This is a genomic window from Bacteroides sp. D55t1_190419_B8 (assembly GCF_015558905.1).
GTDB classification, from domain to species: domain Bacteria; phylum Bacteroidota; class Bacteroidia; order Bacteroidales; family Bacteroidaceae; genus Bacteroides; species Bacteroides vicugnae.
In genome coordinates, this window is the sequence record NZ_JADMOU010000053.1 from 1 (window position 1) to 19757 (window position 19757).

Genomic DNA, 19757 nt, shown 5'->3' on the forward strand with positions numbered 1-19757 from the left:
AAGTTCATGCAATATTGCACAGGCAAAGGTGCTATGAAAATATGACAGAGAAAACGGGGACTTTATCGGATGCTTACTTATTTGATACCAACCTGTGTGTACCTCTATCATGGCACCGCTTTGCTCCTTGTGCCAACATAAACCAAACCGCAGGCAAACCATAACAATAAAAAAAGTGATGTGACTAGGCAAATTTAAGATATTATATTGAGAAAACAACTTTTCATTTCCGCATTTATGTAAAAAATACCCTGACACAGAATAATTTCTAATTCCATATCAGGGCAGCAACCAAATGAGATTACAAAATAGTCAACCTATATCAGGGTAATACAATTTAAAATGTTCGATATTTAACTATCAATCTATTTCTCTACAAATTACCACTTAAAAAATCTACGTATTCTTTCTTCTTTATCATCAACGCCTTCATTATAAATATATCTATTTCTTAATGACAATGAATCCCTTAAATAACTAAAATAATTTCCACCATGAATTATTCTAAAACTTTGTGGTGCTCCATTGATATTTAAGAAACAAAAAGTTGAATCACTGAACAGCTTATACATCGACATCCAAACATTTCGATCAGGCAACTTTCCAAGAAATGAATAAGGTATCTCACTATCATACCGTAAAGAACGATAGCCATGAGGTCCAATCATAACAGGCAATGAATCCCTTAATATTAATTTTAATGTATCCTCTCCATTTACTACTGCATAACACATATTCCTCGTTGGATTATTCATTAATAATATAGAATCTGTTAAATTTCTCACACTAATCTTCCCACTAAATCTTCTTATATAGTATCTCATACTATCCAGTTCTAAATCAAAAAGAGTAGAAATACACGAATCCGGAACAATAATATCATGTGTAAACAAAGCCATTAATGCAGGTTTTCCTTGAGGTGTTTCTCCCGAAAAATAGGACCAAAGTTGCGGATATTCAAAAAGAAAAGCCGATGATAATACCTTTTTTACCAAAGTTGACCCATTTTCATATTTCCGAAGAGCCAATACCCACCCATCGTCCAAATGGAGATTCTCATGAAAATTAGAATCCGCCACAATTCCTTTTTCAAACAATTCAGTTCGCGACATTTCCTGCTCATCTAATTCTATAAAACAAAGATATTTCCCTTTATAGGTCATCACTTTAGAAGGCAACTCTGCACCATCCGAACCTGGAGAATCCGACCCTTTAATACTATAAATAATGCTGGAATCATTTGATAATACTTCATTTATTTCAATATATGGCGTTTGTAGATATCCACTATCTATCAATACTTTAACTTGTTCTGCCACTCGTTGATGTATCTCCACTGGCGAAAAAGAGGGGGAAACACATCCTCCCAATAAAATAAATAAGATAACATAAACCAAGTTCTTCATAAGTATATTGTTAATATTTTACATATCGTACTAAATCTGTATTACCCAATATTCGAATAGATTTTACCCGACTTTGATTTTTAGTATATTCGTACAACATTCCTTTTCTATCTTTCTTTAGTCCATTATCTTTTAGATAAACTGCATTTCTGCGCTGGGATTTAGCCAAATTAAAATCATTACCAGCTCCTCCCTTAGTTCCTCCAATCAAATGAGAATGAATATCTATAATTTTATCTCCTTGTACAGAGAGTTCATTTTTAGCGTTCTCGCCATTAACTCCATATGAATTTCGATCTGTCGTGACAACCGCAGTTCTCGTACCATCATCGTCATACACATCCAATTTCCATTCCACAGATGTATAATCTGCCCCAAATTTAAAAACAGCTACAGCCGTCTCCAAGTCTTGTGTACTTCCATAATAAGAAAACGAATTATTATTTTCTCCTTGCACCTTATACATTTCGCCAAGCAATCCACTGTTAACTGTTACCATTATCGAACGATCTGTAGAAAGAAATAAATTATCTGTTGGGCTTTTACCTCTCATCTTCACAGGAGTAGTATTAAATAATTTTCCCGATTCGTTTATAACATAATCATCCTTTCCATCAACATCAACTCTCAATATTGGACTACTTTTACAAAATGTATATGAGTTCCAGTTATAATACTTCTCGCTTGATATATCAGGTACATGCCATCTTCCTATCATCGCATCATAATACCTCGCCCCATAATCATACCAATCCAATCCACCTTTCCGATCCAACTCTTTGCCATTATACTTATATGGCTGAACGTTATTACATCCATTAGACATTAAACCACCAAAAGGATAATAATCATTCACTTCATCAACATTACCTGCCTCATCAGTAACAACCCTTACATTACCCTGATGATCTTTCAGATAGAAATGAAACTTATTATCTTGGAAACTATAATATCCCGCCTCATTCAAGAGCATCTTCAACTTCCCGTTCTCATAGATCACATTGCCACAATAAACAGTTATTGTTGTATCATTATTCATAATATGCGTGGTACGGACTTTCCTACCGTCTGCAGCATATTCATATACAATATTTGATTCTCCTGTTTTTCAAAATATCTACCTGTAGAATCAAAGGACTCCGTTAAAAACTACCTGCTTAATAAACAGTAAAGTCTATCAATCAGGTAGTTTTATCTTATTCTAAGAAATTTAGTCTAGTTCTCTTTAAAATAAGACTGCGGAAAAACGGTTGCAATTTGAATCGTTTGAGCATTTCTTTTTAGTAAGAATGTATCCAAGAAACAACCTAATTCACTCATATGATCATTCTGTTCTATTTTATAATTTAGTGGACAATACACCTGATATCTAACATTTCTTTCATATCTTAAAAGACATAATTGAGCATCATCATCCACCAACATAGAATCAGGTAAGTGTTTTTGACATATAGCCTTCATTCCAGAATAAAGGCTATCCACAAAAACGTCATCTATTGGTATTTCATGTCCCACAGAATCATATATATACGTTAAGTAACGTCCATTTTTTAGCATCTCGCACACATCCAGTTCTATTTTTATCCATTTCTTACCACCTAAAAGTACATACAATCCATTTGTCGCCCGCTTAAATGAAATATAATCAGTATTAGATAACAAACACCGCAACAAATCATCATGTCCTGCCGCTATTGCCGTCAAAGAACTCTCATATTCATCAAACGAAGTAAAAGCATTATCATTGATTTCGTTGATCATTTCCCAACAAAAATGCTGTAATTCAACAACAGTAGGATATCGCAAATAAACACGATAAAACAATTTAATGTGATGATATAAATCATACTTAAAATTGTAATCAGATGACACATTGTTCAATTTAACACTCCTACAACTACATAAGACAAACATAAAGCCACACAATATGTATAATATTATCTTTCTCATAACTATTTATTATAAAATAATCGTCTATGTTTATTTATCAACGAACCTGCGCCCATCGCTGAATATTTCAAGCTAACAACATCATGTCCTTTTTATTTACAAACCTTATTAAATAAGCCTTTTCTCCAGATTGCCATCCTCCAAAATCTTTAGGCATATCCCTATTTCCAACCCAATCCTCTAGTTGTGCCTTCATATCTCCACCTAAGACATAATAGATACCACTATCACTTCCTTCATATTCTATACTATATTCATTTCTATGGGTATCTATACCAACAAAACGAGATGATTTAAAATTCATGCCCTCAATAGAGAAATCAGTCATGGGACTTCCTATAGACTCTGTGTCATATTTGCTGCTTCTAGTATTTCTGGGAATAGTTTCAGAAATTATTGCTTCATCTATTTTTTTATATATGATACCAGCCAAAGTTTTTGCATCTTTTTTACTACCAAATAAAGAATAATAAATATTATCTTTTTGATAAGTTTTTCCCAAATATCTTGCTCCTCTGATCGCTTTATCCAATTGTTCTTGAGAATGTATATCCTCATTATAGTAATATTCCCATTCATCATCTTCTTCATCTGTCCCATTATTTTCTCTTTTCCTCTTATACCAGTCCATCCCATCAGGATCTATATATCTTATAGAATTATTACCACAATAATTGTAGGGAGTTAATCCATAATATTTCTCCGCCATCGGATCCACCACGTGCCATCTACCTATTGCCGCATCATAATGTCTAGCTCCATAATCATACCAATCCAATCCGCCTTTCCGATCCAACTCTTTACCATTATACTTATAAGACTGAACGTTATTGCCTGCATTAGACATCAAACCACCAAAAGGATAATAATCATTCACTTCATCGACTTTACCGGCTTCATCAGCAACTACACGGATATTTCCCTGATGATCTTTAATGTAGAAATGGAATTTATTATCTTGGAAACTATAGTAACCAGACTCATTCAGCAACATCTTCAAAATCCCGTTCTCATAGATCGCATTGCCACAATAAACGGTGGACGTAACGTTATTGTTTATTGTATGCGTGGTACGGACTTTCCTACCGTCTGCAGCATATTCATATACAATATGACTTCCGTCAGCAAAGCTAATGTGACTAGGCAAATTTAAGATATTATATTGAATTCCAGTTATATTTTTGTTTAAATCTTTAGTCAGATTGCCGTTTTTATCATATTCATACTCTACCGTTTCATTGGCATTATCCTTAAACTCCATACCGTTACCAAATACAGAGTTGGTGGCATTATCATAAACAGACTGTAATTGATTGCCATTGTAAGTCAGATTCAGATTATCAACCAGACCGTAAGAATCCGCATCGGTTTGACCGTATCTAAGCAGGCCCAGAATATTACCCATTTTGTCATAGCCGGTTATTTGCTCATTGAAGCGGTTACGGTTTTGTTTTAAGTTAGTACCTTCTCCATAAATAGCATCTTTCAAGCGGGAGAGACCGTCATAAGTGAAACTGTAACCCTTACCTTGCGAATCAGTAACTATGCCACCCTCGCCACTCCGCCAACACATGCGGCTGATATTACCATTATAACAGGGAGTAGTTCCCTCTAGTGTTTCCTGGTAGTTAAGCGTCTGGTTAAACAATGGACCATTAATGCCTTTTAGCCACGAACGAAGATTATATGTATAGTCAGTTCGTAACTCATATACACCATTACGTTTATCAGTTTTCAAACGACCTATCTCATCATACACATTGTCTACTAAAACAATCGGAGTATTATCATTCAGCTGATAGCTGGTCTTCAATAGACGGTTGGCATGGTCATACGTATATCGGTGCAATTCTACGATTGGTTCAGTACCCGGAACTGTATGTATACGTTTTTCTTCCAAGGGATTTCCCGAGAAATTATAAGCCGTATGGACAATCTCCGTACCGCCCAGCTCATTATTACCCCTTTGCTGGATTATCCGGTAACGGTCGTCATAATACATCACTGAATACGTAAAAGTACCCGGGCGGGAAGAGAGGAGGGATGTACAAATTCCTGTCAGCTGTCCCTTACAGCCACCTGCATTACGCTTGCCATAGCCTGTTTCCTCAACGTAAACAGTGGCCATGTCATTGGGGATGCCGTTCTTACCCAAAAACTCATAGTGGTCGTAATAGCTGGCAGACTGAATGATCGGAGAATTTAAGGTTACACCTTCCAATTGGTAGCCTTTCAACTCATTCTCCGCATTTGCCCAATCGGCATACACGACGATAGTATCCAAAGGATTGGAAGCATAATCCAACACATTCGTACAAACTCCGGTCAATACCGCCCGGCCGAAAGCATCGGGAATACTGAAACTCCATTCGTTCCGCTCACGCTGTTCCCCGTCTTGAGTAAAGACAGGATGATCGGCAGCGTCATAAACGGTATAAGCAGGATCGCATCCCGGAAGTTTCTTGTAGATACAGCGACCAACAGCATCATAATGATAGATATAGGCATATTGCTGAAGAACGGGAGCCGTTTCAGACCATTCTCCTTCATCGAAAAAACAATCGGCTGCCATCGGAGGCAACACCATGCGCAGGTTGCCATAGTTATCATAAACATGGTACGTATCATAAGATAGTTGATTATCATCAGACTGACGAACGAGAACTATGCGACCGGCCTTGTCTTTAAATTCATAACTCACATGATTGTCTTCATCTATCGTGCGAACCACTTCCAATGCGCCGACATCATACTTACCGGCACAAACCAAACTGTCATTCTTTATGCTATAGCGACACACGATAAAGCAGCTGTCGACCCGATCAACAGCATCTTTACTTCCGATGTTGGTCAACACGTCTGTTTTGACCGGATGGTTTTTCCAGGCGGATCCGGGACTATACTTCTTGACAATCCGGTTCAACGAAGAGCTGTCGTATTCAGGATAGCTGAAGGGAGAGCTGTCTGCCTCATAATAACTTGCCTTGCAAACGGCCTCGCTGACTTCCGCAGATGGAAGAAAGGCGCCGCCGGCAGTCGATTCTGCTACCGGAAGCCAAAGTTTGGACTCGCGGTTGATCCCGTCATACTCCTGCAATGTGAGCAGGTCGGTCCTATAAGGAGTGGCACCGTGAGAAATATGCAGGGAAGGATTGCCGAAATGGTCAAAATATTGTATCTCGCGAAGATAATCACGGGTCTGCAGTCGGGAGAGATCATCTGTGGCGACAGTGGGAGTCAGGGTAATCACACAGGGCTGGCCCTCGGTCGTACACAATGCGTCACTAAAGTTCGGTGCCTCTATTGTCGTAGTGATCCGTCCATTACCGACACTGCCTTCCGAAACAACATAATAGGTGCCTGAAGGAAGTTTCCTGACCTCGATGTAGGCATGTTTCTCATTCTCACACTGCCCTTCTCCCGCATAATTGTCATTGCTATAAAGGAGCTCACCGGATTCATTCAAGATGCTCATATAGGTATCTTCCAGTTCCGAACCGCAATGACTGAACACCACATCCATCTCCTTTTGCAATACCAACTTATAAAATACGTCATTCGTAGGTCTTGCCGGATAAGCATCCGTATAGTCTATAGAGGTATCTCGGGTATCGGAAAAGAAGAGCCCTGCCTTATATGTTCCGGCATTGATGGGAAGCGCTTTTGTGTCTCCCGTTTGTGCAAGAAGCCGCCCGTTCACGGACAGGGAAATGTTCCCATTCTCTTCCGCGTCGGTCACAATATAGTAGACGCCGGGAAGCAACACGGGTATATGGATGCGGGCACTTCTTGTATCCGCACATCCACTGTCACCATCCGAATCGTCATTGGAATATAATAACTTTTGCGTTTGAGAAAACACCTGCAAATAGGTGTCTGCAACTTCCGAACCGCAATTGTCTATTTGAAGTTCCATCGGATTTTCAAGCTCCAACCGATAGAAAACTTCATTGCCGGCTTTCTCCGGAAAGTTGCCGGACATGAGTTCCGAGTTCTGAACATCTGTATATTGAAAGCTGTCCGCCCGACTGCCTATATCAACAGGACGGGAGAAACTAATACCGGGAGCGTATGTCCGTCCGCTCAAGTTCATCTTATAATTCACTCCCCAAATAGGTGCATCAACATAAATATAAATATAATAGGTGCCCGCGCCCAAATCATACACATTCAGCTCGTAGTCTGTACCAAGCTTTTGCGTGCGGATGGGAACAACAAGATCATGCAAAGCGGAAAGAAGGTGAACACTGTAAGAATCCCCTTCCCTAGGACATTCAGTTCCATTATCATCCAGACAAACTTCCATCGGTTCTGTCAGAGTGAAGCGATAAATTAAATCATGCCGAAAATAATTGTCCCAATAGTTGTCACTGGCATTATAATCACATTGATACGGATCCGTATCTATAAATTCGGTCAACGCGAAATTCTCACCAAATGTCCCCAACTCAAACGGATTGTAAAAATCCTCGCCTGTCTCACGAGGCGTTGTCTTTACATAAATAGTAACATCTTCCGCATCCACCGGTTTATGACCTTCATAGATGTTAGGTTTAGCAACCAGATAGTACACGCCAGGCAGCAGACCATATCCATAATCTCCCCATGCTTCTTCTACATAAATCGCACGACTTAGAAGAATACCCGAAGAATTGAGCAGGAAAACAGTACCATCATAAGTGATACTGGGTTTTGCACTGGCTCTAATCTTCATAGGTTGCGTCACAGTCAATTTGTAAAAAACATCCTTGGATATCAACACTCCCGTATTATCCATATCAGTCGGAGGTGTGAATCCACAGTTAAAATGGGCTGTATTCTGGGTATCTTCATAAGTAAACGGTTCCGAATACGTACCCATATCGATGGCCGTTGCCATTCGTTCTTCCAAAGACTGCCCCCACGAACCGACAGAGCAGAACAACAAGAAAAATAAACAGATATAAGTTTTCATAAAAAATCAAATTCATTATCAAATTAAACCATTCATTGAATTACTGGTCATTTACCAAAATGATAAATATACTGTTGAAGCATTACCTTACGGGTGTCCGCATCCAGATAATAACGATCTGTCAGCCGGCTATAATTATCATATTCAAATTTCGTTATGACATTATTGGGATCGGTAATGGAAACAACTCCCTGCAAAGGGGCATATTCATAGGTGGTAACCCGCGTATTACCGGGAAGTCTCTCACGAAGAGAGTTTATCTTATCCCATATCTCTTCAGTAGGTACGGCAAGTGAAGCCCAATCACCGAAAACGTCTTCGATGTTTCCATCATAACCAAGCGCCACAGCCACTTGTTGCCGGGTGGCATTTTCGATCTTGGCTATGGGATAGCGGTTGCGATACCCCCAAATAAAGAGAACAGGCGTCCCGTCCTTTGCTGCAATTTCGCACACATTGCTATTACTGTCATACGATTTGTATACGACCTCGTCACGAAAGTCCGCCATTCGGTCGGTTTTAAACTGTACCCTCTCCGGAAGGCATGTACCGGACTTGAACAAGGCTCTCTTTTCCGTGCTTTGCTCGTCTTCGACGTGTTTGTGCAAAGAAAGTATGGCAGGATAACCATCCAGATAGGTATAGTGATCCGAAAACTGTATACCGTCACTGTTTGTAAAATCCACCCTACATGGCTTAAGCGAGGAGCCGGGTTTGTAAAGATGCCCGTCGTCATACGTATATTGCTTTTCTGTCGACATCATCTGTCGTCTCCCATTCACCTTGCAGTAGTATTGTGTCGTTTCTTTATCGAGGGCCCAATACGTTTCACAATCCAAATAATAAGTGGTCCTCATATTCGTAGCGGAATGGGTATTGTCATTGTCAACCACAAATACCGGCTTGTCAAGCAGTCCATTCGGTTTTTTCATGTACAAATCAACATCCACCATCAGCTTCCGGACAGGAAGGTCCACAGGAATGTTATACGGACCAGCAATTACTTTCTTATATTTGTATCGGACAGATGACACCAGCTCTTGCCCGTCGAAACGGTCTATGCGCATAAGTGCCCCATTTCTCTGGTTGGTCGCAGAATAGCTTGTAACAAAATCATCAGAAGGTTCATAAGGATGTCCGGGAAGCATCCGTCCAAGTCGATTCAAAACGTTTTCCGGTTGATTCAACATAAACTTCCGGACAGAAGCGGATGTATTCTCTCCATCTTCCCAATGCAGAACGTCCTCAAAAGCATGCGCATCCACATGATAGTAATAGACGGTCTTTTGTGAAATGCCTCCTCCCAATATCTCTTCACTGACAACATTGTACATCACCGGACTTCCATTACGAAATGTGATATTAGATACGGGCATTGAATGATAGACAGTCAAGTATTCGTTCCATAAAAATTGTCCGTTGTCCAATACTTGTGTCACTGTGGAGCAATAATCGCGCTCTGTAACTATGTGCTTGACAGCCCCGCCACCCCAAATGGGTTCATACTTTTCATCATTGACAACCGTCAGACCATATCTATAATTCTTACAGATTCTTTTCCTTGTTTTCGGATCGTAGGTTTCTATGCTCTTCACCCGCAAGCCGCCAACCGGATAGAGATAGTCTCTATACTCCGCCCGTTGGTTATTGTCACGAAATGCGCCGTAATTACCTTCGTAAGAGAAAGAGGTTTCAACACCTTGCGGATCTGTTATCCGGTCAAGAATACCCACAATGTTGCCAGACGCTTCACGGTCTATCCCGACTGTATTCTCAAATAATACAGTGTCTTTTCTTCCCGTGTTATTGGTATCCGGTAAAGGTATTCTTTTTGAAAAGTTCGGCACCGTCAACTTACTACCATTAGCACTCGCTTCCGAACCGTTCATAAACCCCCAATGGTCTACAGCCTTCGTATAGATGGAAGGAACGCTGTTTACACCCACATACCTGAATGAATAAGTTTGCGATTCTACACCGGGAGCGGAGATACGTACAGAATCAAGTTTGGTCAAAGAGGTTTTTCCATTATAGGGAGTTACATAAAAGGTAATAGTACGCACCACTTCTCCATTCTCATCCGTCACTTGCATTTTATCTAACACGCTTGTATTGTTAGGCACTTCACCTACCGCTTTATAACTGACAGACAATCTGTTTCCCATGAAACCCACCTGCGTCAATCGGGTAGTGCTCATTCTACCCTCCGCACAGTAACTACCTGATGGGTAACTCATATTCGCTACATAGCTCGAAACGCTCTCTTTATTGGCATTGGGTAAGGAGGAGGAGGAACCTGACGATCTGCCTGCAGTGATTTGATAATAGTTATTGCCACCGCTTTTTTGTTCCATCAGATACAATTTGGGACTCCCGTCTTTATCCCTTTCATCAAATACCAGCCTGTCATTCAAATTATAATATGAACCAGGTTCCAATTGATTCTGAAGCGTTTGATACTGAAAACTAACCAATGTATGATGCGGATAACGGGCTGAACAAATAGAGGTACACATCCAGCGGGTAATAATATCATTCATCTTCTCGTGTACACCGTTGAACAAATATTTGACGCCATTTCCATCTGTTATATTCATATCACTTTCAGCATACCTTACAACATCGCTGTTATGAGGCACAGTAATAAGGGGGGAAGACCTGTCTGAAAAATATCCGCTTCCACCACCGACCGGCAATTTATAAGTGAATTTATCAGGACGTGTATCCCGTTTATTATCTACCATCTCCCCATAATAAATCAATCTGTCTCTTTCATCACCGGGGACTGTATTTTGAGAGAAATATCGATCAAACCACCCATAATAGTCATTGTCCGCCACCCCAACCACCTGCCGGGCTATAGACGGTTCGAGATTCAATGTCCAGCCTGTTCCCGCATATCCGCTCCCTTCTTTGGGTTTAAGCCCCGAAGCATGATAGGACAAGGTAACAGGTATGGTAACCTCTCCTGCCACAATATCATACAAGGAAATCGTTATGTCAGGTACTCCCGTACAATGATCTACAGGATAAGACTGGTATTTCACCATAGCCGTAGCCGATGGAGAAAGTGGAACAAATCTTGGAACATCCAGATTAATTCCATCTTCACTCTGCCCATTGGCAGACAAAGCCGCAAAAAAGGCTGACAATATAAGGAATAGCCTCTTTAGCATTATTTTTTTATTCGTATATAGATAATTCATAATTCGTTTTTTCAATTATTCATCAATAAAATAGTTCAGTCAATACAAAGTGAATTAGCAGAGCCCTTCCATTTCACAAGATCATGATTCATGGAAGAACTACTACTTAACTCTATGCTTTTACAAATTCATCGCATTAGCGCCCAAAACGCCGGCCAAAGCCGAAGCCACTGCGATAACCACCTTCAGGATCATGTCCCAAACTGATTTCTTCATTGCCATCATTTACCTCCTTTCTGTTCTTTAATGTGTTGTGTTACTCTGTGTTCTTCCGTTTTTTCTGTTTTGATAGCAAACTCCTCAAGTTCCTTGAATTCCTTTGCCACCTCAAAACACGGACACGATTTAATCCACTCTTCCGGTTCTATCTCACCATTCCCATTGAGATCGGGCGAAAGATCCCGGTGTCCGCATACCCGGCAGCCGGGGAATTTCCTTTGCAACTGCTCAACAAGTTGCCGGAGAGTAGCCCGTTGTGCCGGAGTCCGGGTATCTGCCGGGCGTCCCCGGCAGTCCAGACCACCTTCATAGCAGATACCTATTGAATGAGTATTGAAACCTTTTGCGTGTGCTCCGACACGTTCGATTGCTCGGGTGAGATGCGCTGTTCCATCCTTGCGGATATAATAGTGATAGCCTGTTCCGTTGAATCCGCGACGTCGGTGCAACCGGTCCAAATCTTCCGGAGAAAGTGTACAATCCTCCCTCGTGGCGCTGCAATGCACCACAATCAAGTTGATAATCCTCATGTTAGTGGATGATTTCTAGTTTAGTTAAAAGTCAAATGTTTAGTTAAGCCTACGAAGTTTGTCGTTTACATTTTGTGTACTATTCACTGCTGTGACACCATTTATGCAGCCGGATCGGGTGCTTCTCCACCTCCTTCATTACCGCCTCCACCGGGCTTGTCGCTTCCACCGGAGTTACCGCCTTCCGCACTACCCGCATCGGAAACAAGTTTATCATAACGAGCACACTTCGCACCGGTCACCATCGAACGGGTAGCGGTAGTGCGGTCAAGGTTCCTGGTAGTCGCCGGTTGGAATCGGACGGTAAGCGTAGCCTGTGCAGCCGACACTTCGTCAGAGGTTTCCACACCTTTGCCGCGAGCCACCATCACCATACGGAAGGTACCAAGACCGTCCACGCTTACGCTTTCCGAAGATTGTAAGTGTTGCCCCATCACCGTCACAAGGTTGTCGAGTGTGTTTTTTACGTCACCCGGAGAGAGGGAAGAGTAGGCTGCTATTTCTTTCGAAAGTTGTGCGGAATCTACGTTTCCCGAACGTACAACTCGGGGATAGAAGAGTTTTTTACCGCTTTTTTTGTCTTCCAGAGTTGACTGGAAGGGTTTGTACAATACTGGCATAATTGTAATAGTTTTTAGTCGTTAATAATTCTAGTTAGTCTGTGTCTTTAAGCTTATCGACAATGCAAATATAAGACCTTATTTCTGTCTGTGCAAGAGATTTTAAAAGTGTGCGTTAATAAATTCGTTAATATAGAAATCTGTTATTATATTACTAATTTACAACATATTACATAACAAAACAGCATCACAATCCTTATTAATTCAGTTATTCAGGACACTCAACAAATAATGACCGGGCAGTTTGATCTTTCCGGCACTTGCCCGAATGACACCAAAACCCTTCCAAACCTTACCACCGATTTCTCCGTAATTACTTTTCAGCACGATTGCATACTGTTCGGAGGGAGGAATATGATAAAGACGAAGGTTATCCAACAGTCCGGAAAGGTTGCGCGGGTGTCCGTCAGCAGGAGCTTGCATCCGGTCAATATCCGACTGTGTCAGTTCGTGTTTCTTCTTCGTCGGTTTTCTGTTTGAAAAATCTCCTCCTTCTTCTTCCTCATCCCCTCCTTTGGGCAAAGGAGGGTTAGGGAGGATGTTTTCTTTCCTTTCTTTTTCTTTTCTTTTTATGAGGGTGCTTTTTGTTGCAGTACCCGGGGATTCTGTTACAGTATCGAGGGTTTGCGTTACAATATCCGGGGTTTCTGCAACAGCATCCGGAAGGGTGGAGTGTACGGTTTCCTCATCCGGCAGCAGACAATAGTCCGGAGAAATATGACGGCGGCTGCGACGTTTAGTGATAAAAAGGAACTGCCGCTGAATGTCGGCGGAAGTCAGGATGCCGTAACGTTCGTAGAGAGAGGAATCGAAGAAACCGTACTCCACAAACAGATGAAGCACCCGCCGGACACTATCGTTATCCGTGCTGAAGAGCTGGTCGGAGAGTTCGTCATAGAAGTCATCGTCGACATGAATATAATAACCCTCGCCCGAATATAGATAAGACAGGGTATAGAGCAGGATTGTGAAGGCGGAATCGCCTTCACGCTTCATCACACGGCGTACGACACGGTCGTGCATAAAATCGGTATTCAAAGGGAAATAGTCAAGCCCTTGTTTTATTCGTCCCATGATATAAATTGTTTTTATAAATCAGTCTGCCAATTCTAATTTTAATCCTGATTTTGATTCTAATTCCAATTCAAAGACTGATCCGGATTGGGATTCAGAACCTGATTCGGGTTCAAACTCCGATTCACGGACTTTCCGCCTTTTCCGTTCAATGCTGGCAGCTACGGTTTCAAGGGCATGCAGAATAAGTTCCCGCCGCAACGTGGGATCTTCCGTAGAGGTAATTACCGGATAACTGCTTTCCCTGTTGCATGCCAGGGAGCATTTCTCGTTCTTCCGGTGGTTCCGGCTGACAGTTTTACGACATTCTTTACAGTAGTTGCCGGGAAGACCGGTTTTCTTATTGATATAAAAGGCACTTGCCGGAAGAGAGCGTTTGCAACATCCGCAAACGCACAGTGTTTGTACTTTTGAGCTTTTCATTTTGTTATCCAATTATAAATTATAAATACTAGTTTCTATCAGTCAGGTCTGTAATCATTCAAATACGGAGTATTCGTATACAATATGTTATCCTTTTGTTATCCTATTGCCAGGTATTAACATCTGGCGTCTCAGATATTAATGGTTAGAGAAATAGCTATTAACACTTGAGGAAATAGCTGTTAACAGGTATCAGCAAGCTTTCCGCAGGCGGCGGATGAGAAATTTTCAAGGTTTCGGTGTTTTTCTTGAAGTTTTGCATGGCATATCCGTTTTTAATTTATATTTTTGAAACGTTTTCTATTAATCAATGGGACAAAGATAGAATATTTTTTTCATAAATAAAACAGCGATTTTCATTTTTAATCTTAACTATTTTACAAGTCATTGATTATAAACATATAGTAAACACATTTTTTAGTCAGCCATTTTATAGCTGCCATTTATAAATCCGGGATTAGTCTTTTAAATAAAAAAACAGAATGGATACAAATTTGGATGTATTAGGTATCATCAAGCGTGCCAAACAGGCATTGAACTTAAAGAGAGACAGTGAACTAGCTGAATATCTGGAAGTTTCGAGAGCAACAGTAACCAATTGGGGAGCACGAAACAGTATTGATTTTCGTCTGCTGCTTGACAAATTCGGGGACAAAGTGGACTACAATTGGTTATTATTGGGAAAAGGGAATCCGAAACACCAACCGAGATTTTGTGAAAGTGAACTGGTGCAGGGAGAAGTCGAAATTATACACAATCCGAAAACACCCGAACCGATAGACGACCGTAGCGTGACATTATACGACATTACGGCAGCTGCGAACCTGAAAACATTGTTCACCAACAAAAAGCAGTATGCACTGGGAAAGATATTGATTCCGAATATTTCCGTCTGCGACGGAGCAGTCTACGTCAACGGAGACAGCATGTATCCTATATTGAAATCGGGAGATATTATCGGATACAAGGAAATTAGCAGTTTCGACAACGTGATTTACGGGGAAATATACCTGGTGTCGTTTATGATTGACGGAGACGAGTATCTGGCGGTGAAGTACGTGAATCGTTCGGAAAAAGAAGGGTATTTAAAGCTCGTGAGCTATAATACTCATCATGAGCCGATGGATATTCCATTCGCGTCCATCAATGCGATGGCAATTGTGAAGTTCTCCATCAGGAGACACATGATGATGTAAGGTTCACCACAGAGGACGCAGAGGACACAGAGGTCTTTTTCTTCCTTGAAACTCTGTGTCCTCCGTGTCCTCTGTGGTAAAATCAGATTTCTTCCCCTTTCAGCGTAGCCGAACTGGCTTCCGTGACACGCACGTTGACAAAATCACCTACACGGTGCGTACCTCTGTCGAACACCACCACACGGTTCTGCTCCGTACGGCCGAACAGCTGATCGCGCGAACGCTTGGAAACTCCTTCTACAAGCACTTCATACGTTTTACCGATGCAACGCTGGTTGGATTCGGCAGACAGACGGTTCTGCAAAGCGATAATCTCATTCAGGCGACGCACTTTCACCTCTTCGGACACATTATCTTCGAGATGCTTCGATGCATACGTTCCCGGACGTTCGGAGTATTTAAACATGAAAGCAGCATCGTATCCACATTCTTCCATCAGCGAAAGTGACAAGGCATGATCCTCTTCCGTTTCAGAATGAAAACCGGAGAAAATATCGGTAGTCAATCCGCAATCGGGAATGATACGTTTGATAGCTGCCACCCGGTCCAGATACCACTCACGGGTATATTTACGGTTCATCAGTTTCAGAATACGCGAACTGCCGCTCTGCACAGGCAGATGGATGTGTTTACACACATTGGGGACTTGCGCAATTACTTCCAGCGTCTCATCGCTCATGTCTTTCGGATGGGAAGTTGTGAAACGAATGCGCACTCCCGGAGCTGCTTCAGCCACCGTTCGGAGCAACATCGGGAAAGTAACCACTTCGCCTGTCGGTCTTTCAAAACGGTAAGAGTTGACATTCTGCCCCAACAGGGTGACTTCCTTATAGCCTTTCGCCACGAGGTCTGCCACTTCATTCAGGATGCTTTCTACGTCACGGCTACGCTCGCGTCCACGAGTATAGGGCACGATGCAATAGGTGCAGAAGTTATTGCAGCCACGCATGATGGATACAAAACCCGAAATATGATTGCCGCAGATACGCGACGGAATCACATCCCGATAAGTCTCGGTAGTAGAAAGCTCCACATTGATTGCTTTTTCACCAGTTTCTACGGCGGCAATCAGGTCGGGCAACGTCAGGTAAGCATCCGGCCCCACAACGAGGTCGACATGATGATTCGTTATCAGATCATCCTTTACCCGTTCGGCCATACAACCCAATACACCTACAATCAGGTGCTTTTTCTTTTTCTTCAGCGAGTGGAAAAACTCCAGGCGATTCAGAATCTTCTGCTCCGCATTGTCGCGGATGGAACAGGTATTCATAAACACGGCATCGGCTTCCTCCAGCGTTTCGGCTACGGAATAACCCGCCATTTGCATCACCGAGGCAATCACCTCACTGTCGGCTACATTCATCTGGCAGCCATAGGTTTCGATAAACAACTTTTTGTTGTCATCATTCATTTCAGTTGCGGATTTAAAGTCCGCTCCCGTTAATTCATTCATACTCAAATCTTAGTTTAAAAATTCGGATGCAAAGATACGGCTTCGCTTTCAATAAGTAGTGAATTGATATCAAAATAACGCAAAAACTTATGATTTGGCAAGCAAATTTGTAATTAATGTTAAGGGAATAAACATTTTTAGGCGATATGCTTGGCAAATTTAAATTTATTTTTCACATTTGTGCAATGAAAGAAACATTAGATTTTTTCATAGTTAAGGTTTAGGTTAAAAAAATTAAGGGGAGCTGTGAAGCTGCCCTTTTTTCATACTAAAAAGTTAGCCTGAACCAGATAAAATACGTAACTTTGGCAGATAACTAATTAGCAGTGAAACACAATGGAAGATTTTTTGAAATTTCTCTTGATAGCAGGTGTCATTCTTGTGGGAATATTCAAAGAGGTGAATAAGAATAGTAAATCGAAAAAAGCTAAGAATAAACGCCCCGTTTCCCCGATGCCATCCCCCGTTGAAGTAGCTCCGGATGCAGTTCCTATGCCCGAGGCATGGGGCGGCCCCAAGTCGCTGGAAGAATTGTTCCAGCCTAAACCTATCGAACCGCCAACCCGGAAAAAGCATTCACAACAGACGCCACCCGGACAAGTTCCGAAGCAGAAAAAGAAAAGAGAAGAAGTTTCCGTTGCCGCATCCCTGGCAAACAGTGCCGCGCAAGATCAATTGAACAACAGGCAAGGTTCTCATTACGACGCTCTCAACAAATCATCCGATAACAACGAAGACTTCACAATTCATTCGGCAGAAGAAGCCCGCCGAGCCATTATCTGGGGGGAGATACTTCAACGGAAATACTGACGGAAATTATAAAGACATATATTTCAGGCACGGATTACACGGATTACGCTATTGCTTTATGCAATCCCTAACTTTCCGAAAACCGTGAAATCCGTGTAATCCGTGCCTGAAATTTTAATAAGATATCGAATTATTAACCGATAAAATATCAACTGTATTTTAACACGAAATTTACTATTTATGTCATTCAATCGTATTTCGGCAGCGGAAGCTGCAAGCCTGATCAAACATGGCTACAACATCGGCCTAAGCGGATTTACTCCCGCCGGAACGGCCAAGGCTGTAACAGCCGAACTCGCAAAAATTGCTGAAGCAGAACATGCGAAAGGAAACCCGTTTCAAGTAGGAATTTTCACAGGCGCATCAACAGGGGAATCCTGTGACGGTGTACTGTCACGCGCCAAAGCCATCCGCTACCGCGCTCCTTATACTACCAACGCCGACTTCCGCAAAGCTGTGAACAACGGAGAGATTGCCTACAACGACATACATCTCTCACAAATGGCACAGGAAGTGCGCTACGGGTTCATGGGTAAAGTGAACGTAGCCATTATCGAAGCCTGCGAAGTGACTCCCGACGGAAAGATTTATCTGACTGCCGCCGGTGGTATTTCGCCGACTATCTGCCGTCTTGCCGACCAGATTATCGTGGAGTTGAACAGCGCACACAGCAAATCCGGTATGGGTATGCACGACGTATACGAACCGCTCGACCCGCCTTACCGCCGCGAAATACCGATCTACAAACCGAGTGACCGTATCGGACTGCCTTACGTTCAGGTAGACCCGAAAAAGATTATAGGCGTAGTGGAAACCAACTGGCCGGATGAAGCGCGTTCTTTCGCTGCTGCTGATCCGTTGACCGACAAAATCGGACAGAATGTTGCCGACTTCCTTGCTGCCGACATGAAACGCGGTATTATCCCGCCTAGTTTCTTGCCTTTGCAATCGGGTGTAGGAAACATCGCCAACGCCGTACTCGGTGCATTGGGACGTGACAAAACGATTCCTGCATTTGAGATGTACACAGAGGTAATCCAGAACTCCGTGATCGGATTGATTCGCGAAGGACGTATCAAATTCGGTAGTGCCTGCTCACTGACTGTTACAAACGACTGTCTGGAAGGTATTTACAACGATATGGATTTCTTCCGCGATAAACTGGTTCTCCGTCCGTCGGAAATCTCAAACAGCCCGGAAATAGTACGCCGTCTCGGTGTCATTTCCATCAATACAGCCATCGAAGTTGACCTGTACGGCAATGTAAACTCTACCCATATCGGCGGAACAAAAATGATGAACGGCATCGGTGGTTCGGGAGACTTTACCCGCAACGCTTACATTTCTATCTTCACTTGTCCGTCTGTGGCCAAAGAAGGTAAAATCAGTGCGATCGTACCGATGGTATCCCACCACGACCACACAGAGCACGATGTCAATATCGTTATCACCGAGCAAGGTGTTGCCGATCTTCGTGGCAAGAGCCCGAAAGAACGCGCACAAGCCATCATCGAAAACTGTGCACATCCTGACTATAAAGAGCTTCTTTGGGATTACCTCAAGCTGGCCGGTAACAGAGCACAGACTCCGCACGCTATTCAGGCTGCACTGGGCATGCACGCAGAGTTGGCTAAAAGTGGCGATATGAAGAATACCAATTGGGCTGAATACGCAAAGTAAACGCAAAGTAAATAGAATATAGCATTTACTGTATTCGATTCAAGGCTACTATAATTGTATTCTCTGATAAACAAAATACATATATTTTTGTATATTAGGTGCGACAAGAAGTCGTACAAGTAATTGTTCAGCATAATGTCTGAACCTGTTGTTCCGTCAACAGTAGCCTAAAGAGGCGTGCTTTACGAGTAATTGTTTGGTGCGAAGCCCTCTTGACAATATGGTTCTATGCA

Annotated in this window: 14 protein-coding genes; 3 read left to right on the top strand and 11 right to left on the bottom strand. The window is 42.1% G+C overall.

What is annotated here, in order from left to right; all coding sequences use genetic code 11:
* Window positions 1-380 precede the first annotated feature (380 nt).
* The 10 genes from I2I13_RS23940 to I2I13_RS23985 all read right to left on the bottom strand — a co-directional run bounded on the left by I2I13_RS23940 (window position 381) and on the right by I2I13_RS23985 (window position 14382).
* A complete protein-coding gene (locus tag I2I13_RS23940) occupies window positions 381-1406 on the bottom strand; it encodes an Imm65 family immunity protein (protein WP_195650718.1) in 1026 nt (341 codons plus the stop codon).
* 10 nt (window positions 1407-1416) lie between these two features.
* Entirely contained in the window at window positions 1417-2445 is a 1029-nt protein-coding gene (locus I2I13_RS23945; protein ID WP_195650719.1) for a JAB-like toxin 1 domain-containing protein, read from the bottom strand.
* Between the two features lie 176 nt (window positions 2446-2621).
* Window positions 2622-3356 (bottom strand): hypothetical protein, encoded by a 735-nt coding sequence (locus tag I2I13_RS23950; RefSeq protein ID WP_148367803.1) that lies wholly within the window; start codon window positions 3354-3356, stop codon window positions 2622-2624.
* 67 nt (window positions 3357-3423) lie between these two features.
* Complete coding sequence (locus I2I13_RS23955; protein WP_229128713.1) at window positions 3424-8310, bottom strand: RHS repeat domain-containing protein; 4887 nt, start codon at window positions 8308-8310, stop codon at window positions 3424-3426.
* Between the two features lie 47 nt (window positions 8311-8357).
* Window positions 8358-11486 carry a hypothetical protein gene (locus I2I13_RS23960; protein ID WP_229128714.1) on the bottom strand — a complete coding sequence of 1043 codons (3129 nt, stop codon included), beginning with the start codon at window positions 11484-11486 and terminating at the stop codon, window positions 8358-8360.
* 150 nt (window positions 11487-11636) lie between these two features.
* Window positions 11637-11732, bottom strand: a complete 96-nt coding sequence (locus tag I2I13_RS23965; protein ID WP_005681936.1) for a smalltalk protein — start codon at window positions 11730-11732, stop codon at window positions 11637-11639.
* Window positions 11733-11737: 5 nt separating this feature from the next.
* The gene (locus tag I2I13_RS23970) at window positions 11738-12265 is read right to left on the bottom strand and encodes an N-acetylmuramoyl-L-alanine amidase (protein ID WP_195650721.1); all 528 of its coding nucleotides are present in this window, start codon (window positions 12263-12265) and stop codon (window positions 11738-11740) included.
* A gap of 101 nt (window positions 12266-12366) precedes the next feature.
* Window positions 12367-12885 (bottom strand): HU family DNA-binding protein, encoded by a 519-nt coding sequence (locus I2I13_RS23975; protein ID WP_120079432.1) that lies wholly within the window; start codon window positions 12883-12885, stop codon window positions 12367-12369.
* A gap of 204 nt (window positions 12886-13089) precedes the next feature.
* Complete coding sequence (locus I2I13_RS23980) at window positions 13090-13959, bottom strand: DUF4373 domain-containing protein (RefSeq protein WP_195650722.1); 870 nt, start codon at window positions 13957-13959, stop codon at window positions 13090-13092.
* Between the two features lie 21 nt (window positions 13960-13980).
* Window positions 13981-14382, bottom strand: coding sequence for a hypothetical protein (locus tag I2I13_RS23985; protein ID WP_148367737.1), 402 nt, complete (start codon window positions 14380-14382; stop codon window positions 13981-13983).
* 482 nt (window positions 14383-14864) lie between these two features.
* On the opposite strand from I2I13_RS23985, the gene I2I13_RS23990 reads away from it, so the two are divergent.
* Entirely contained in the window at window positions 14865-15578 is a 714-nt protein-coding gene (locus I2I13_RS23990) for a S24 family peptidase (RefSeq protein ID WP_195650723.1), read from the top strand.
* 82 nt (window positions 15579-15660) lie between these two features.
* Here the strand turns inward: I2I13_RS23990 and miaB are convergent, their stop codons facing one another.
* Window positions 15661-17034: a tRNA (N6-isopentenyl adenosine(37)-C2)-methylthiotransferase MiaB gene (gene miaB, locus I2I13_RS23995; protein WP_148367735.1), complete on the bottom strand. Its 1374-nt coding sequence runs from the start codon at window positions 17032-17034 to the stop codon at window positions 15661-15663.
* Between the two features lie 336 nt (window positions 17035-17370).
* Here miaB and I2I13_RS24000 point away from each other — a divergent pair, with 336 nt between their 5' ends.
* Together I2I13_RS24000 and I2I13_RS24005 are read left to right on the top strand one after the other, a co-directional pair.
* Window positions 17371-17844, top strand: a complete 474-nt coding sequence (locus I2I13_RS24000) for a ferrichrome ABC transporter substrate-binding protein (RefSeq protein ID WP_195650724.1) — start codon at window positions 17371-17373, stop codon at window positions 17842-17844.
* 180 nt (window positions 17845-18024) lie between these two features.
* Window positions 18025-19524 carry an acetyl-CoA hydrolase/transferase family protein gene (locus tag I2I13_RS24005; protein ID WP_195650725.1) on the top strand — a complete coding sequence of 500 codons (1500 nt, stop codon included), beginning with the start codon at window positions 18025-18027 and terminating at the stop codon, window positions 19522-19524.
* The last annotated feature ends 233 nt before the right edge of the window (window positions 19525-19757 follow it).

Excerpts from the sequence above, each read along its gene's own strand:
- I2I13_RS23990 (WP_195650723.1), top strand. The coding sequence starts at position 14,865 with ATGGATACAAATTTGGATGTATTAGGTATCATCAAGCGTGCCAAACAG.
- I2I13_RS23980 (WP_195650722.1), bottom strand. The coding sequence starts at position 13,959 with ATGGGACGAATAAAACAAGGGCTTGACTATTTCCCTTTGAATACCGAT.
- I2I13_RS23985 (WP_148367737.1), bottom strand. The coding sequence starts at position 14,382 with ATGAAAAGCTCAAAAGTACAAACACTGTGCGTTTGCGGATGTTGCAAA.
- miaB (WP_148367735.1), bottom strand. The coding sequence starts at position 17,034 with ATGAATGAATTAACGGGAGCGGACTTTAAATCCGCAACTGAAATGAAT.
- I2I13_RS23965 (WP_005681936.1), bottom strand. The coding sequence starts at position 11,732 with ATGAAGAAATCAGTTTGGGACATGATCCTGAAGGTGGTTATCGCAGTG.
- I2I13_RS23975 (WP_120079432.1), bottom strand. The coding sequence starts at position 12,885 with ATGCCAGTATTGTACAAACCCTTCCAGTCAACTCTGGAAGACAAAAAA.
- I2I13_RS23945 (WP_195650719.1), bottom strand. The coding sequence starts at position 2,445 with ATGAATAATGATACAACAATAACTGTTTATTGTGGCAATGTGATCTAT.
- I2I13_RS23970 (WP_195650721.1), bottom strand. The coding sequence starts at position 12,265 with ATGAGGATTATCAACTTGATTGTGGTGCATTGCAGCGCCACGAGGGAG.
- I2I13_RS24005 (WP_195650725.1), top strand. The coding sequence starts at position 18,025 with ATGTCATTCAATCGTATTTCGGCAGCGGAAGCTGCAAGCCTGATCAAA.
- I2I13_RS23940 (WP_195650718.1), bottom strand. The coding sequence starts at position 1,406 with ATGAAGAACTTGGTTTATGTTATCTTATTTATTTTATTGGGAGGATGT.
- I2I13_RS24000 (WP_195650724.1), top strand. The coding sequence starts at position 17,371 with ATGGAAGATTTTTTGAAATTTCTCTTGATAGCAGGTGTCATTCTTGTG.
- I2I13_RS23950 (WP_148367803.1), bottom strand. The coding sequence starts at position 3,356 with ATGAGAAAGATAATATTATACATATTGTGTGGCTTTATGTTTGTCTTA.
- I2I13_RS23960 (WP_229128714.1), bottom strand. The coding sequence starts at position 11,486 with ATGCTAAAGAGGCTATTCCTTATATTGTCAGCCTTTTTTGCGGCTTTG.
- I2I13_RS23955 (WP_229128713.1), bottom strand. The coding sequence starts at position 8,310 with ATGAAAACTTATATCTGTTTATTTTTCTTGTTGTTCTGCTCTGTCGGT.